The organism is Archangium violaceum, assembly GCF_016859125.1.
GTDB classification, from domain to species: Bacteria; Myxococcota; Myxococcia; order Myxococcales; family Myxococcaceae; genus Archangium; species Archangium violaceum_A.
The window spans coordinates 6,917,113-6,932,508 of sequence record NZ_CP069338.1 but is presented as its reverse complement, the minus strand read 5'-3'; the positions used below and the strand labels follow the sequence as shown (position 1 = coordinate 6,932,508).

The following is a 15,396-nucleotide window of genomic DNA, read 5'->3' as shown; positions in this document are numbered from 1 at the left end:
CCAAGGGCCGCGTGGTCCATGACGTCTCCAGGGAGGAGCGCCCTCACGCAGGAGGAGGCGCGCCGGAGTCCCGCCCGATGGACGAGGAGGATGCGACAGGCACGGTGAAGAAGAAGGTGCTGCCGCGACCGGGCTCGCTCTCCACCCGGAGCCTTCCGCCATGTGCCTCGACGAGCCCCTGGGCGATGGACAGCCCGAGCCCCGCTCCGCGACGGTCCCGCCGGTCGGCCTGCCAGAAGCGATCGAAGATGTGCTCGAGCGCCTCCGGGGCGATTCCCGGCCCGGTGTCCCGCACGTAGAAGCAGACGGCCTCCCCCTCCAACCAGGCGCCCGCCCTCACCTCGCCTCCCGGTGGGGTGAACTTCAGCGCATTGCCCAACAGGTTGGAGAACACCTGCAGGAGCCGGTCCCGATCGGCGAGGACGGGCGGCAGTGCTCCGGGCTCATCGAGCAGCAGGTGGACCCGCCCCGCCTGTGGACGAGCGACATCGACAGCCTCCCGTAGGAGCCCCTCGGTGGACTGCGGGCTCGGGCTGATGGACAACTGACCGGCGTCCAGCCGGGCCACGTCCAACAGGTCTTCAATCAACCGGCCCATGCGCTGGGCGGAGGAGAGGAGCGAGTCCAGCGCCTCCACGCCGGGTGCCTCCAGGGGGCCCCGCCCCCGCCGCCGCAGCGCCTGGATGCCGAGGACGATTGAATTCAAGGGGCTGCGCAAGTCGTGGGCGACGATGCCCAGCACATCGTCGCGGGCCCGGGTGGCACCACGGGCGGCCTGGTACAACCGCGCGTTCTCGACCGCCAGGCTGGCGAGCCGCCCCAACCCCCGCGCGAACTCCAGGTCGCCCTCGGTGTAGATGCGCCCGGACTCGGAGGAGATGAACACGAGCGCTCCGAAGAACCGCTCGTTCGCCACGAGGGGAACCCCCAGGAGCGAGCGCGGCGCCAACCGTTGGAGCAGCTCGAGGTGCGCGGCGTCGCGCGCCGAAGACGCGAGAAGCTCCGGCGTGAAACGAGGAAGGAGCACGGGCTCGCGGCGCATCCACATCTCGCGCAGGAAGAAGGGAAGGTGCTCACCGAGGGGAACGTCCCGGAGCGCGGCCGCCAGCTCCTGCTTCCCTGGCACCCGGTGGGCCACTTCCGCACGGCGCACCTGTCCACCCTCCCACAAATAGACGATGCACCAGTCCGCGAGCGACCGCACCGCGAGCTGGGCGATGCTGGAGGGCGTCCGCTCCGGGTCGAGTGAGGAGGAGAGGATTTCTCCGGCCCTCGCCAGGAAGCGCTGTTCCTCCTCCACGCGCTTCTGGGCGGAGACGTCCCGCAGGATGACGGTCAGGATGCGCTTCCCGTCCACCTCGAGCCTGGAAATGGCCGCCTCGGCGGGGAACTCCTCGCCCGTCTTCCGCAGGCCAAAGATGAGCTGGCGCTCGCCCATCCGCCGGGCCGCCCCCGGGCCCTGGGCGAAGGAACGCATGAACCCGCGGTGGCTGGCTCGAAAGCGCTCCGGAAGGAGCACCTCCAGCGGCTGCCCGAGCACCTCCGGCGCGCTGTAGCCGAAGATGACCTCCGCCCCGGTGTTGAAGAGGGTGATGGCCCCCGGCTCGTCGACGGAGATGATGGCATCCGCGGCGATGGAGACGATGCCCGCGAACCGGGCCTCCGAGGCCGCGCGCTCGGCCGCGTTCCGCTCCGCCTCCTCCTGCGCCGCATGTCTGCGGCGGAGCTCGCGCACCACGAGCACCGACTGCGCCACCAGGACGGCCATGGCCACCGCGATCCCGAGCAGGTACATGCGTACCGAGCGGGACACCACACGGCGGGCCTCGTTCCGGGCCTCATCCATCTCGTCGCGCTGGTGGCGAACCAGCAGCGAGAGCTTCTCGCTCAACTCCTCCCGCGCGGGCTGGAGCTCCCGGGCAACACGCACCAGGAGCCGCTCGAGAGGCACGCCTCGCTGGCGCTGCTCCAGCAACTCCCATGCGATGGAGAACAGGCGAGCCTGGACACGTGCGCTCTCCGACAACAACTCCCTCTCCTGCGAAGCCTGGCTCCCCGCGAACATCCGCCCCAGGGCGCTCTCCAATCGCTCACGCGAGAGCTCGAGCTCCCTCAGCGTTCGCGCATCCGGAGAGAGGAGGTAGCCGCGGACGAGCCGGCCCAGGCGCTCGCCATCCGCGCGCTGGCGCTCGGTGGCCATGGAGCGCTCGGCGGCGGCGGCGTAGCGCCGCACCGAATCCCGCTCCACCCGTATCACCTGGAAGACCCCCAGGAGCGCCCCCAGCGCGATCAACGCGGGAAGGAAGACCATCGCGGTAGCGGTGGAAAGGAATCGGTGCATGTTCCGGCCGAGCGAGGCCCCCCAACCCCCCACCCGGACGACATCGCGTGGACGGTGCCCGTCTTCATGTAACGCAAAGCGTCGCAACCCACCATGGGACTCCGGATGGGCGCGATTGCCGACTGGATGACACTCGGCGCATGCAGACCAGACACCGCCCGTCCTCCCCCCGCGGCCTTCTGCGCGGGGAGTACGAAAGTCTTCATGACGGGATGCGTCAGGAAAGCCTTCAAGCCAGTTGTGTCACTTTAAAGATTTCTTATTGAACGGGCTTTCTGTTATATCGGCGAAGTCGGCGAATCAGCCGACTCCCCCTCTCACATTCAATCCCGACAATCTGGAGACAGCCATGTTCTCTCGTCCCAACGGGCAAGGTGTATCCCTTGCCGTGACGCTGGCGGCTACCCTCGTGGTGGGCGGCGATGCGTTCGCGAGCACCATCAACCAGAACACCTCGTGGACCATCAAACGCTCGGGCGCGACCAGCACGTACCGCGTGGTGGCCTACGGCGATTCGATCTTCGCGGGCTACAATGGCTCGTTCTTCAGCGTGGCGAAGCGCGCGGCGCCGCTGGTCGAGGGCGAGTACCTGGCCAAGGACTTCAATGCCAACATCGAGGTCGTCCGCCGCACCAAGTCGGGCGCGAAGGCCGACGACATCTACAACAACAAGATCGTCGCCGAGCGCTCGTACATGCAGACGAGCAACACCCGCGTGGTGACGTTCGAGATGTGCGGCAACGACTACCTGCAGGCGCGCTCTGCCTTCTCGAGCCAGACGGGCACCTGCAGCTACTCCGGCCTGGACAAGGCGCTGGCCAACTGCACCACGTACACGGAGAAGGCCATGCAGGCCATCAACACGTACGCGACGGCGGCCAAGGCCAAGATCGTCATGAACATCTACTACCCGGGCTTCGACGCGGACAACGTGCTCACCAGCTGCACGGATCCCAGCACGGGCGCGAAGATCAACAAGCGCGCCAGGTTCCTGCCCTACCTGGCCAAGAGCAACTGGCGCACCTGCAACCTGGCGGAGAAGTACGGCTTCAAGTGCGCGGACGCGTTCGCGGAGATGATGGCGGCCGACTACGACTCCAACGGTGACGGGCAGATCGACCGTGATGCCATCCGCTACCGCTCGGGCGAGTCCGAGGCGGCCTACGTGACCCGCATCACCAGCACGTTCGCCGGCACCCTGCGCGATGCCAACACGCACTTCGTCAGCTCGAGCGCCAGCTACGACTACATCCAGTCCGACAACACGCACCCGACCTACTACGGCTCGACGATCGGGACGGGCTCGGGCTCGGGCGCGCCGGACTTCAGTGACTCGGCCATCGTGAACGGCCAGAACGCGCAGTGGAACAAGTGGGGCCACGAGCGCACGGGTTGGATCCTCTCCACGCTGGATCCGGCCACGCCGTAATCGAGGGAAGCACCCGGGCGGGGACCCGTCTCCCCGCCTGGAGACCTCCTCCCTCTTCTCCTGGGAGAGGGTCGGGGTGAGGGTCGTCTGATAGGGTGCGCGGCCGTCGTGGCAGGAGCCGCCCCTTCGATGACCCCGTCCCCTCCCCTGGCCTCGCCCCCGTCCCCCTCCTCCGAGCCCCTCCACCCGGAAGGCTGGCTCGCCCCGCTGGCGCTGGCCGGACATGCGCTGCTGGGCTTCGTGCTGGCACGGACCCGGGGGCACTACAACGGCGGCTTCATCTTCGTGGTCGCCGGCATCCTGCTGCTCTGGTTCGCCGCACTGGTGAGGGCGTCACGGCCCGTCCAGGCCGGGGTGGTGCGAGACAGGACGCGCGCCTGGGCATGGGGCGTGGCCGCCTTCTTCACCGTCTACAACCTCCTCCTCCCCCCGGGCACCAACATGGACCCGAAGGCCGACCCGCGGCCCTTCGCGCTCCTGGGCGGCCTCGCGGTGCTGCTGGTGGGCAGCTGCGCCATGCCCGTGCGCGCGCCCTCACGCTTCGCCCGCCTCCTGGGCTCGGCGCGGACGGTGGGGTTCTTCGTCCTCCCACTCGCGCTCGGGCTCCAGCTCATCGCCGCGTCTCCCACGCCCCACATCGACGTCTGGGAAATCCATCAACAGGGCGCCCGTGCCCTGCTGAGCGGGCAGCCCGTGTACGGAGGGAGCCTCCAGGCCATCGATTCGTACACCTTCGCGAGGATGATCGACTCCTACGCGTACCCGCCGCTCAACCTGCTCCTCACCACGGCCGCGTATGCCCTCACGGGGGAGACGCGGCATGCCCAGCTCGCGTGCATCCTGGTGGGAGCCTTCTTCTTGTGGCGCGCGGCGCGGCGCCGGGTGGAGCCGGGGGATCCGCTCCCCGAGCTGCTCGTGGCCTGCCTCGTCTTCCACCCACGAGGCCTCTTCACGCTGGAGCAGGCCTGGGGCGAGCCGCTCGCGCTGCCCTTCCTCGGCGCCTTCGTGTACTTCCTGGGCGAAGGCCGGAGGACGGCCGCCGCGGTGGCGCTCGGCCTGCTGTGCGCGACGAAGCAGCACTTCGTGCTGTACCTGCCACTGGCCCTGCTGCTGCCCGGGCCGCGCTGGCGCGGGGTCTCCCTCACGGTGGGGACGGCCGCGGCCACCTTCCTCCCCTTCCTCGCGTGGTCGCCCGAGGGGTTGTGGAAGGACCTGGTGGTGCACCACCTCACCAACCCCTTCCGTTCGGACTCGCTCTCGCTGACGGCGTGGTTCTTCCACCGGGGCATGTCCCCGCCGGGTTGGCTCGGGTTCGCCGGTGCGCTGGCCACGTGGGCGCTGACGCTCGCGCGGCGCCGCGGTCCGGAGACGGTGCTGCTGGGCAGCGTGCTCGTCTTCGGGGTCTTCTTCTTCCTGGGCCGCCAGGCGTTCTGCAACTACTACTACCAGGTCGGCGCCACGGTGCTCGCCGCGGCCGTCCTGGGGTTGGGGCGCATCCCGGTGGAGGGCTCCAGGGCCGGCTCGCCCGGCAACCGGGAGGAGGCTGGTGCCGCCGCTCCACCTCCGCTGGCGGCGTGAGCCGGGAAACCGGTAGGGTGCGCGCCATGAATCGAACGCTGGAGCTTCGAGCGCGGTGGACCCTCGTCACCGGCGCTTCTTCCGGATTGGGGCAGGAGATCGCCCGTTCCATCGCGAGGGACCATGGCGGCAACGTGCTGGTGGTGGCGCGGCGGCGCGAGCGGCTGGAGACGCTGTGCGAGGAGCTGCGCTCGCAGTATGGCGTGCAGACGGCCTTCATCACGGCGGACCTGTCGAACCCCGATGACGTGGAGCGCGTCTTCACCGAGGCCACGCGCGAGCGGGACATCCACGGTGTCGTGCTCAACGCGGGCGTGACGTACTGGGGCGAGGCGCTGAAGCTGGACTGGAGCGAGTTCCAGGCCATGCTGGACACCAACGTCACCAGCATGGTGCGGCTGTCCACCCTCTTCGCGAAGCACTTCGTCGAGCGGCGGACGGAGGGCGGGATGATGTTCGTCTCCAGCGTGTCGGCCTTCATCCCGGTGCCGTACCAGGCGGCCTACAGCGGCACCAAGGCCTTCATCCTCAGCTATGGCCAGGCGCTGGGACAGGAGATGCGGCCCCACGGGGTGTCCGTCACCGTCTTCGCGCCGGGTGGCATCACCACCGAGCTGCTGGACAAGGCGGGGCTCTCCAACCGCTTCAAGGCGGGAGACGTGGGAATGATGAGTGCCACGGACTGCGCCACGCACGCGCTGCGCGCCTTCGTCCACCGCAAGGAGCTCTACGTCCCCGGACTGCTCAACCAGACGTTGGCGCTGGCCGCGAGGCTGCTCCCGCGCGGCTTCCTGGCGCAGCGCACGGCCGCCATGTACCGGCCCGAGCGCTGAGCTCACGGCTCCCGCGTCAGCTGCTCCTGGATTGCGCGGAGGAGGGCCTCGTCGGAGAGGCCCTTCTCCCAGTTGCCGGGCAGCTCGACCCGTACCGACTTCGCCCCACCGCCGTCGGTGAATGAAGCTCCGGTCCTCACGCGTGCCGTGGCCTGCGCCAGAAGGGTGGGCGCCGCAGCCCCCGCTTCTCGAGCTGCTCCGCCACATCTCCCTTCAGCGGCAGGTTGAGGCGCTCGCGCCGCAGCAGGAGCAGCTCGCGGATGACGATCTGACAGGCGCCCACGACGGGCACCGCGAGGAAGGCGCCGAGCACCCCGGCCAGCTCCGCGAAGAGGAGGATGCCGAGCAGCGTCACCAACGGGTTGAGCTCCACGGTGCGCTTGTAGATGACGGGCGCCAGCACGTGGTTCTCGAACTGCTGGTAGCAGCAGACGTAGACGAACACCACCACGGCCTCGAGCGGCCCGCCCGAGGCCAGCGCAACCAGACAGAGCACGAAGCCGGCCAGGGTGGCGCCCAGCAGCGGGATGAGGCTTCCCAGACCGGAGAGGATTCCGAGCGGCAGGAAGAAGGGGACGCCGATGATGGCCAGGAAGAGGCTGGCGAAGACGGCATTCACCACGCCGATGATGGCCAGCCCGCTCAGGTAGCCTCCCACCGAGTGGTACACCTTGCCCAACACCCGCTCGTAGCGCTGGCGATGGGCCGGAAGGGATTCGGCGAGCACCCCCCGCACCACCCGGCCGCCGTAGGCCAGCATGAAGACGACGAGGAAGAGCACGGTGAGGAAGGCGCCCGCCCCCGTCACCAATCCCCCCAGCAGGCGCATGGCCGGGTTCACGGCCCACTGCAGGAGCCCGGTATTGCCCGTCCCGAGCGAGCCCAGCCGCTGGTCGATGCGGAACCGCGCGTCGAGCCACTGGAAGAGCTGGGTCTGGTGCATGCGCTCGTTGAGCTCGGGCAGGCGGTCGACCAGGTCCCTCACCTGCGCCACCGTGGGCGGAATGATGAGGAAGCTCGCGCCGACGATGGCCCCCAACACCACGGACATGACCACACCGATGGCCAGGGGCCGCCTCAACCCCCACCGCTCCAGCCGCTCCACACCATGGTTGAACGCCACCGCCAGGAGGACGGCCGTCACGCTGAGGGTGATGGTGACGATGCCGTGAATCAGCAGATAGATGGCGGCCACCACCCCCACCACGGTGCAGCAGATGGTGAGCACGGTCTTCACCGTCACCTGTGAGCGAGGCACCGGCACCGGCTCGCGCTCATTCACGGGCTCGATGGGCGAACGAACGGGCCTCTCGGGATCCACGATGAACCTCCCCCCTCGGGATGAAAGCCTCCAACAAAGCTGGGGCTCCTCTGGACGGAGTGGCAGTGCCTCCCGCGTGAAGAACACCCATCGCTCGGCTGCTCGGCTGGTGGAGGCGGAACCTCGCGAATCGGACAGCCCGACTGGAGTGCCGCCCCCATGAGCGTCAACAAACGGACGGATGAGATCCTCGACGGCTTCCGCCAGCGGAGAGACCCGCTCGCGGACGTGCGCGGGATGCTGAAGGTGCCACCGGCGGACTGGACCCGGCACTCAGGACCAGTAGCGCCGCACAGGGCAAATCGCCACGTCTATTCAAATGCAACTTGATTGCGTTTGAACCTCAGTGGCACAGTACCTCCGCGTTGAACGGAACGCTGGAGGCACGTGGTGGCGCGGATCGTATGGAGCATGGGTGTCGGAGGTCTGGTGCTGGCGCTCCTGTTGGCGCTGTGGCTGGACCGCCCGCTGGAGTCGCCCGACGCCGGGCCCCCGCTGGCCGAGCTGGCCGAGTCCGCTCCGAGGGCTGATCCGCCCGCGCCCGCCGCGCCCCGCGCCCCTCCGCCCACCGCTCCCCTCCCCCGTGAGCCGCTCGCGGTGGTCTCCCCGCCCCCCGCTGGCGAGCCCCTCCCCATGCCGGGCACGGCGGCAGCTCCCTGGCCCCTGTCTCCCCGGGCGCGCCGGAAGCTGCCGGAGCAACGCCTCGAGATCGTCCGTGCGCTGCGCGGCGATTACGCCACCCCTCTCGAGCGCCGTGACGCGGTGCTAGCCCAGTTCCAGGCCTCCGGGGTGAGCCAGGAGGCGTGGACGCACCAGGCGCGCACGGCGCTGGAGACGTGGCGGACCACCCTCGAGGCGGAGGTCCTCCCCGTGCGCGCCGGGCCGACGGATTGCTACGCCGCTGGCTGTGTGACGCACGTCACGTTTCCCGACGCGGCCTCCTACGAAGAGGCCCGGCGACGCGTCCCCGGCCTGAAGCTCGGCGACGTCGGTCCCCACATGCAGCTGCCCCCCGAGCACCTGCCCTCGGGCGAGGTCGTCGTGCCCTGGGCCGTGCTGTCTCCGGAGCGGCCCTGAGGCCCCCCCTTCACCCAAGCAGTCCCCCCCAACAAACAGGAGTCACATCATGATGAAGGATCTGTTCAAGAAGAGCCTGCTCGCCGCTGGCGTGGCGATGATGCTCACCGGCTGCGGCACCACGGAGGCCGAGTCCCAGGAGGCCGCGCTGGAGACCCAGCAGCAGGAGCTGCTCGCCGCCTGCACCGACACCACGGAGCTGGAGGAGGTGGCCGAGCACGCCTGCAGCCACGCGGTGTACGGCCCCTTCCAGAGCGTGACGGCCAGCCCGCTGGGCACCGTGTCCTTCGTGGACGTCAGCCTTCCGCACACCGCCTACGTCGTCACCCTGCCGGCCAAGACCAACGGCTGTGGCTATGGTGGCGCGGTGATGTTCACCGCGGAGGAGTCGGGCGAGTACGCCTTCCTGCTGTCCCGCGTGCGTGGCCTGCGCATCTTCCAGGGCGACGTCGAGATCACGCGTGAGTGCCGCTACAGCATCCCCTCGGAGATCTGCAGCGACCTGCGCACCGCCATCATCGCGGACCTCGAGGCGGGCCAGGACTACCGCCTCGAGTTCGAGTCCATCACGGCGGCGAACGCCCAGTTCACCCTCCTCGTCGAGGAGGCGGGCCACCACCACGAGTAGTCCATCCCCGGGCCTTCCAGCCTGACGCGGGGTCCACGGGCCATGCCGCCCGTGGGCCCCGTCCGTTCATTTGCATCTCTGTTGCATCAACCACCACATAACGAGTAGGAAGCCGCGCATGCGTCCATCCCTCCGAGTCCTCGTCCTGGCCGCCTGTTCGGCGGCGCTCGCCGCCTGCGGAACCGATCCAGAGCCGGAGCCCGGACCTCCCGGCGAGCCGCCGCAGGAGCAGACGGATCCCTGCGCGCCCAACGGCCACATCCACCGCGAGCCCACGGGAGACTGGTGCCACTGTGATCGCGGCTACATGGCGTCCGTGGAAGGCCTGTCGTGCATTCCGGACCCCAACTACGACCCGGACGAGGAATTCAGCTTCGGCGACAACGGCGAGCACGCCTGCTGGCACGTCACCAACGGCCCCTTCGCCACGGTGACCGCGTCGGTGGAGCGCAAACCGCGCGTGGATGCCTTCCACACCTACTACACGGTGAAGCTCCGTCCGGAGGACGGGCAGTACGTGGGCACCTTCAACTTCAAGGGCTACGCCACCGGGAACTTCGTCGCCTACCTGAGCGATGCCAGCGTTCCCATCACCATCCATGAGGGGGAGCTCCTGGTGGAGCCGGTCGCCACCGCCCCCGTGCCCGAGGACATCTGCACCGGCCTGGTGCACATGGTGGGCTACCAGCTCACGGATCAGGTGCAATACACCGTCACCCTGGGCCCCACCCCGCTCCCCGAGCTCGGCCTCGTCATCGAGCATCTGTGAAGCGCCCAGCACGTCACTCGAAGTGACGAGGACGCTATTGCAACTCAGTTGCGCATGAGTCATCACTGCGAGCACCGCGGAGCACGTGGTGCAGGCGCAAGGCGCCGCGCCGCTCCCGGTGCACTGAAAGGGATCGACACCATGAAGATGACGATGAGGACCCTCGGAAGCGCGCTCCTCGGCCTGACGCTGGCGGCCTGCGGCCCCGCCATGGAGGGAGAGGAAGGCGTGCAGGAGCAGGAGCAGACGCTGGAGGCCGGCTGCACGCAGCTCGGCTCCAACATCACCAACCACGCCTGCACGCACGACGACATCAGCGGGGACCACGTCTCCGTGACGGCGACGAGCGGTCTCACCAGCGCCACGCCCTCCATCAGCACCACCCACAAGTACTATGACGTGACGATGCCCTCCGGCGCCGCTGGCACGGTGAAGTTCAGGCCGTCCGCCGCGGGCTCCTGGGCCTTCTATCGGTCGCAGAACGTCAGCATCACCGTGAAGGACTCCGCCGGGACCACGATCAACCCCGCGCTCAGCCACGCCGTGTCCAGCAGCTGCTCGCTGGTGACGGCGACCCTGTACGATCTCACCAGAACCACCACCGACTACCAGGTGACCTTCGGGGCCGCGTCGGGCAACCTGCTGGGCGTGGTCCCCGAGCGTCTGGAGGACAACCGCGTCCGCTACTACCAGGACGCGGACGGTGACGCCTACGGCAACAGCAGCGTCTCCGTCTACACCGCGTGCGTGCCGCCGGCCGGGTACATCCTCCAGCGGTTCGACTGCAACGACGCCAACGCCAGCATCAACCCGAGCGCCACCGAGCTCACCGGCAACAGCGTGGATGAGAACTGCAACGGCTCGCTGACCAACTAGTGCCCTCCTCTCCGTAACAGCGGGCCCCGCCCGCGAGCCGGGGCGGCCTCCGACCGGGGTCGCCCCGGTGCCATTTCCACCCCAGGCCCGTCTCCGGGCCGAACAGCCACCCTCGAGGAACCCTGAACGATGCGCCTCTCCCCTGTCATTGCCCTGTTCGCCGCCTGCGCCCTGGCTCCGATGGCTTGCGATAACGAGGACCCCACGCCCCCCGGAGCGGACGCTGGAACGGATGCCGGCACGGACGCCGGAGAGCCCCGCGCGTCCGTCTCCAGCGCACAGCCCGCGGAGGGCTCGTCGGACCTGTACCCCGTGGAGCTGTATTACGACGGCGCGGCGAGCCGCCCGGGCGTGTACCACCGCAAGGTGCTCACCGTGACGTTCAGCGGTCCCATGGATCCCTCGCACTCACAGGTGATGCTGACCCACCGGAGCGATTCCAGCATCGCGCCGCGCACCCTGTCGGGCCAGTGGTCCTCCGACCATCGCACGCTGACCGTCACCATCCCGGCGCCGGAGGAGGGCGGGCCTCCGCTGGAGGAGAAGGCGCCCTACGCGTTGGACCTCACCCAGCTCCTGGACGCGGCGGGAAGGCCGATCGATGGAGCCCCCGTCGTGGGCGATGGCAAGCTGGACTTCACCACCGCGGAAAGAGACGGCGACCTCGAGCACGCCTGCACCCATACGCTCGTCAACACACCGGAGGAGCGCACTGCCGCCGCCACGAAGTTCGCCTTCCCGCCCGCGACGGACATCGGCCACACGCGCTACCGGCTGACGCTCCCGGGCAGCGACGGCACCCATGAGGGGTACTCGGAGTTCATCTCGGCGCCGGACGTCGACGAGAACGTCACGCTGTACTTCGATCGGGAGGTACCGCTGAGCGTCCATGACGAGATCGGCAATGTGGAGGTCCCGGTGGAAATCCACACCACCGCTCCGGCGTGCGCCGGCATCACCCACCAGGCCCGCTTCAGCGCCATGGCGGGAGACATCATCTACTCGCTCCACTACGGGCCGGCCTCGTTCGCGACGTTCGAGTTCATCCTCGAGCGCCAGGATAGGTAGCGGGCCCGCCGTCAGGGAGCGGTGCCCGGCTCCCACGCGGCGGAGAACGCGGTGTGCCGCCGCACGTTGAGGAGCAGCGCGCGGTGCACCTGGCTCTCCGAGGGCACCGCCACCGCCGCGCCGCTGGTCGGCACCTCCAGCCGCTCGAAGAGCGTCCCCTCGAACCAGCGGTGGGGCTGGAGCTCCACGACGAAGAGACCGTCGTCCTCCAGCTCCACCTCCGTGGGAACGAACTCCACCCGCTGCGTCTCCACGGGTGGAGGGAAGTCCAGGGCGACCCGGAAGGCGAGGCCGTGTCCCTCGCGCGAGGCCATCCCTTCCAGCAGCACCGAGTGGCCCTCGAGCGGCGCCGCCTCCGCGCCCAGCGCCTGTGAGGGCGGCTGGAGCAACAGCGAGAAGGAGCGGACCCTGCCGGCGATTCCCGGCGAGCGCCCGAGCTCCCGCGTCGCGCCGCCCTCCGCCAGCAGATCGAACACCACCTCGCGGTCCCACTCCCCCAGCACCTGCCCACCGGAGAAGAAGGACTCGTGCGCGTACGCGGTGGGGACGAGCACCTCGCCCACGCGGCGCCACCACCGTCCCGTGGGGCGCGACTGGAGGGGCGAGGGGTTCTCGAAGAGGTAGATGGGGCCGAGCACCATGCGCGCGGACGTGAGCTCCACGCGCCAGCCGGTGTCGGTGGTGAAGTGGCCCGGTTGCGACTCACCGGGGGCGAGCCCGGTGCGCAGGCCCATTCGGAAGACGATGGCTCGGCCACCGGTGCCGGACAGCCCACAGGCGGCGCCACCGCCGAGCAGCGCGGCGCCGAGCATCGTGGTGAAGGCCCGGCGCGTGGGGCGAAGAGGGGTCGTCATGGCTGCTGCTCCTCCTGGAAGTCCAGGTAGACGGTGAGGGTTCCGCGGAAGGTGCGAGGGGCGCCCGCGGAGAAGTGGCGCGTGGCCAGCAGGGAGGCCGGCGCGTCCGGACCGCGGAAGTTGGACACGTAGTTGAACTCCGCCTCGCGCCAGCGCGCGTCGAGCAGGTTCTCCACCGTCAGGCCGAGCTCCATCCACTTCCACCGGGCCCGGGCCGCCACGTCGAAGAGGAAGATGGGTTCACTGTAGCGATCGAGCGGCAGCGGCTTGGGCCCGATGGCGCTGTGCCCCAGCGCGAGGTTCCACCCCAGGGGGAGCCCGGCCACGGTGACGTCACCGCGCACGGAGGCGTCGAGCCGGCCAAGGAGCTGGGGGATGTAGGGGATGACGGTGCCCTCCCACACCTTCCAGGGAGAGGCGCCCGGAGTGGGCTGCGTGGCGCGGGCCCAGGCGACGCTGCCCTGCACGTCCAACCGTCGCAGGAGGGTGTAACGCGCGGTGGCGAAGGCCCCCAGCCGCTGCGAGGGCCCCACGGGCTGATTGCGGCCCGCCGTCTCGTCGAAAACGAGATCCTGCGAGACGCGGGTGCCGAAGAAGGCGCCCCGGACTTCCAGCTCATGGGCCCGCCCTTCCCCGCCGAGCCGCCACCCCAGGCCCGTCTCCGCCGCCGTCACGCGGGCATAGGGAGCGAGCTCCGCATCGGACAGCGCCGCCGCGTCACTGGAGCGCGCCCCCAGGCCCGCGCTGGTGAGCCAGGTGAGCTGGGGCGACAGCCGCACCTCGGCGGTGACACGGGGGCTGGCGAAGAAGCCATAGGCCTCGATGGACTCCTCGGGGATGCGCTCGCCCTGCCTGTCGGAGGTGGGCCGGTTCTGGTCCTCCACGCCGAAGAGGAAGGTGTCCAGCCGCAGGCCGCCGCGCAGGGTGAGCCAGGAGAGAGGAGCGAGCCGCAGCGAGGCATAGGCGCCCAGGTTGGTGGTGCGCACCTGGTTGTCGAAGAGGGTGCCGTAGGGTGCGCCTCCGTTGGCCCTCAGGCGGCGAGCGCGGGTGAGCACGTCATCGAAGCGGGCCACGTAGCCCAGTTCCAGCGGCTGCGGCTGACCCAGGAGGGTGTAGCCCGGGGTGTAGCGCCCGCGCAGGCCCACGGTGGTGCCGCGGTAGTACTGCTCGGTGTTGTCGCCGCGCTGGTCCTCGCCGATGGGCGGTACGTCATTGAGGAAACCCGTGAAGTTGTCGCGGATGCGCATCTGCCGCATCACGACGAAGCCCTGCTGCACGAAGCGCCCGCCCTTGCGCAGCCGCGACTGCAACTCGGCGGAGAGGATGTGCCGCTGTCCGGCCCCGCCCTGGTTGGAGTCGTAGAGACAGAAGAACTGGGAGTCCGCGTCGGCGGCGCAGGGCATGCGCCCGTCCACCACGTCCGTCTCCCGGACGACGCCCGCCGAGGAGAAACGAGACGCGTAGCTGGTGCCGAAGAGGCGCAGCCGCGTCTCCTCGCCCAGGTGGAATTCCACCTGGGCCATGACGCCCGCGTTGGCGTAGGCGCGGTTGGGACCGAAGCCGTGCCCCTGGCGCAGCAGCAGACCCACGAAGGTGGCCTCGCTCGACTCTGGAGGCCCCCACACCAATGACAACCGGCGTGAGGCGAAGCTGCCGTAGCTGGCGGACGCGGTGAGGCCCCGGCGCTCGAGGCCGAGCTGATACTCCACCGTGCCGGCCACGCCGAAGTCCCCCTGGGAGGGATCATAGGGCCCCTCGGTGATGCGCAGCGAGTGCACCAATTCCGGGATGATGAAGTAGGTGTCCGCGTAGCCGTGGCCGTGGGCATGCGACACTTCATTGAGGGGGACGCCATTGAGGCGGAACTCGACGTCCTTGCCCTCGCCCGCGTCGAAGCCGCGGATGAAGATGGTATCGGCATGACCCTCGCCGCCGTGGTTGGCGAGCATGACCCCGGGGGCGAGCAGCATCAGGTCCGAGGCGGAGTTGCGAGGCACATCGGCGAGTTGCCCCACGGAGATCTGGAAATCGCCCACGGCGGAGGGAGGAGGCGCATAACCCCGACCCCGAACGGTCGTAGAAAACGAAGGCCCCTCCCTCTCCCCCTGGGAGAGGGTCGGGGTGAGGGTATCCGCCCCCGTGTTCATGCCCGTATCCGCCCCCTCTCCCTCCGGGAGAGGGCCGGGGTGAGGGCCTACCTCCGGTGACGCCGAGGGCTCCGAGGACGCCAATCCCTCCGCGGGAGCCGGAGGAACGAAGGACACGGGAACATCGACCTGGACCTCCAGGGGCACCTCGCCGCGGCGGGCGGGCTGGAAGCGCCAGCGGAGGGCGGCGGCCATGGCGGCACGGTCGAACGAGGGGCCGGCGGACTCACGCACGTCGACGCGAGACACCTCGCCGGCCTCATCGATGGTGAGGCGCAGCAGCACCGTGGCGGGGGCGGTGAGCGGGGGTGCGTCCGTCGGCATCACGGGGGGAGCGGCCTCCAGGGGGACCGGAGGGGACACAGGCACATCGGCCGAGGCGCCCAGGAGGCAGAGCACCAGACAGGAAATCCACATGGGTGACCGCGGAGATACACCACCCCGCTCTTGACTCGCAACTCTGTTGCATCTACTT

13 protein-coding genes are annotated in these 15,396 nt (G+C 69.5%); 8 read left to right on the top strand and 5 right to left on the bottom strand.

All coding sequences use genetic code 11. The annotated features are described in order from the left end of the window. Positions 1 to 43: 43 nt before the first annotated feature. On the bottom strand, positions 44 to 2,341 hold the full coding sequence (locus JQX13_RS29740) for a sensor histidine kinase (RefSeq protein WP_203402857.1): 2,298 nt from the start codon (positions 2,339 to 2,341) through the stop codon (positions 44 to 46). A 349-nt stretch (positions 2,342 to 2,690) separates the two neighbouring features. Between JQX13_RS29740 and JQX13_RS29735 the strand changes: the two genes are divergently transcribed. From JQX13_RS29735 to JQX13_RS29725, 3 genes are all read left to right on the top strand, one after another. Continuing rightward, entirely contained in the window at positions 2,691 to 3,770 is a 1,080-nt protein-coding gene (locus JQX13_RS29735; protein WP_203402856.1) for an SGNH/GDSL hydrolase family protein, read from the top strand. Positions 3,771 to 3,899: 129 nt separating this feature from the next. After that, positions 3,900 to 5,348 (top strand): hypothetical protein, encoded by a 1,449-nt coding sequence (locus JQX13_RS29730; RefSeq protein WP_203402855.1) that lies wholly within the window; start codon positions 3,900 to 3,902, stop codon positions 5,346 to 5,348. Between the two features lie 26 nt (positions 5,349 to 5,374). Beyond that, a complete protein-coding gene (locus JQX13_RS29725) occupies positions 5,375 to 6,181 on the top strand; it encodes an SDR family NAD(P)-dependent oxidoreductase (protein ID WP_203402854.1) in 807 nt (268 codons plus the stop codon). A 2-nt stretch (positions 6,182 to 6,183) separates the two neighbouring features. Here JQX13_RS29725 and JQX13_RS29720 read toward each other — a convergent pair whose 3' ends face one another. Continuing rightward, entirely contained in the window at positions 6,184 to 6,321 is a 138-nt protein-coding gene (locus tag JQX13_RS29720) for a hypothetical protein (RefSeq protein WP_203402853.1), read from the bottom strand. After that, complete coding sequence (locus JQX13_RS29715; RefSeq protein ID WP_203402852.1) at positions 6,318 to 7,502, bottom strand: AI-2E family transporter; 1,185 nt, start codon at positions 7,500 to 7,502, stop codon at positions 6,318 to 6,320. The genes JQX13_RS29720 and JQX13_RS29715 overlap by 4 nt, the downstream gene beginning before the upstream one ends. Positions 7,503 to 7,892: 390 nt before the next feature. Here JQX13_RS29715 and JQX13_RS29710 point away from each other — a divergent pair, with 390 nt between their 5' ends. The 5 genes from JQX13_RS29710 (at position 7,893) to JQX13_RS29690 (ending at position 11,920) form a co-directional block, all read left to right on the top strand. Beyond that, positions 7,893 to 8,579, top strand: a complete 687-nt coding sequence (locus tag JQX13_RS29710) for a hypothetical protein (protein WP_203402851.1) — start codon at positions 7,893 to 7,895, stop codon at positions 8,577 to 8,579. Between the two features lie 49 nt (positions 8,580 to 8,628). Further along, on the top strand, positions 8,629 to 9,207 hold the full coding sequence (locus JQX13_RS29705; protein ID WP_203402850.1) for a hypothetical protein: 579 nt from the start codon (positions 8,629 to 8,631) through the stop codon (positions 9,205 to 9,207). Positions 9,208 to 9,325: 118 nt separating this feature from the next. After that, complete coding sequence (locus JQX13_RS29700; protein WP_203402849.1) at positions 9,326 to 9,976, top strand: hypothetical protein; 651 nt, start codon at positions 9,326 to 9,328, stop codon at positions 9,974 to 9,976. 153 nt (positions 9,977 to 10,129) lie between these two features. After that, entirely contained in the window at positions 10,130 to 10,852 is a 723-nt protein-coding gene (locus JQX13_RS29695) for a putative metal-binding motif-containing protein (protein ID WP_239013935.1), read from the top strand. A gap of 129 nt (positions 10,853 to 10,981) precedes the next feature. Next, positions 10,982 to 11,920, top strand: a complete 939-nt coding sequence (locus tag JQX13_RS29690; protein WP_203402847.1) for a hypothetical protein — start codon at positions 10,982 to 10,984, stop codon at positions 11,918 to 11,920. Between the two features lie 11 nt (positions 11,921 to 11,931). Here the strand turns inward: JQX13_RS29690 and JQX13_RS29685 are convergent, their stop codons facing one another. Together JQX13_RS29685 and JQX13_RS29680 are read right to left on the bottom strand one after the other, a co-directional pair. Beyond that, complete coding sequence (locus JQX13_RS29685) at positions 11,932 to 12,774, bottom strand: hypothetical protein (RefSeq protein ID WP_203402846.1); 843 nt, start codon at positions 12,772 to 12,774, stop codon at positions 11,932 to 11,934. Then, the gene (locus tag JQX13_RS29680; protein WP_203402845.1) at positions 12,771 to 15,338 is read right to left on the bottom strand and encodes a TonB-dependent receptor domain-containing protein; all 2,568 of its coding nucleotides are present in this window, start codon (positions 15,336 to 15,338) and stop codon (positions 12,771 to 12,773) included. The genes JQX13_RS29685 and JQX13_RS29680 overlap by 4 nt, the downstream gene beginning before the upstream one ends. Between the last annotated feature and the right edge of the window lie 58 nt (positions 15,339 to 15,396).

Coding starts and splice junctions, on each gene's coding strand:
- JQX13_RS29740 (WP_203402857.1), bottom strand. CDS start 2,341: ATGCACCGATTCCTTTCCACCGCTACCGCGATGGTCTTCCTTCCCGCG.
- JQX13_RS29735 (WP_203402856.1), top strand. CDS start 2,691: ATGTTCTCTCGTCCCAACGGGCAAGGTGTATCCCTTGCCGTGACGCTG.
- JQX13_RS29730 (WP_203402855.1), top strand. CDS start 3,900: ATGACCCCGTCCCCTCCCCTGGCCTCGCCCCCGTCCCCCTCCTCCGAG.
- JQX13_RS29725 (WP_203402854.1), top strand. CDS start 5,375: ATGAATCGAACGCTGGAGCTTCGAGCGCGGTGGACCCTCGTCACCGGC.
- JQX13_RS29705 (WP_203402850.1), top strand. CDS start 8,629: ATGATGAAGGATCTGTTCAAGAAGAGCCTGCTCGCCGCTGGCGTGGCG.
- JQX13_RS29700 (WP_203402849.1), top strand. CDS start 9,326: ATGCGTCCATCCCTCCGAGTCCTCGTCCTGGCCGCCTGTTCGGCGGCG.
- JQX13_RS29695 (WP_239013935.1), top strand. CDS start 10,130: ATGAGGACCCTCGGAAGCGCGCTCCTCGGCCTGACGCTGGCGGCCTGC.
- JQX13_RS29690 (WP_203402847.1), top strand. CDS start 10,982: ATGCGCCTCTCCCCTGTCATTGCCCTGTTCGCCGCCTGCGCCCTGGCT.
- JQX13_RS29685 (WP_203402846.1), bottom strand. CDS start 12,774: ATGACGACCCCTCTTCGCCCCACGCGCCGGGCCTTCACCACGATGCTC.
- JQX13_RS29680 (WP_203402845.1), bottom strand. CDS start 15,338: ATGTGGATTTCCTGTCTGGTGCTCTGCCTCCTGGGCGCCTCGGCCGAT.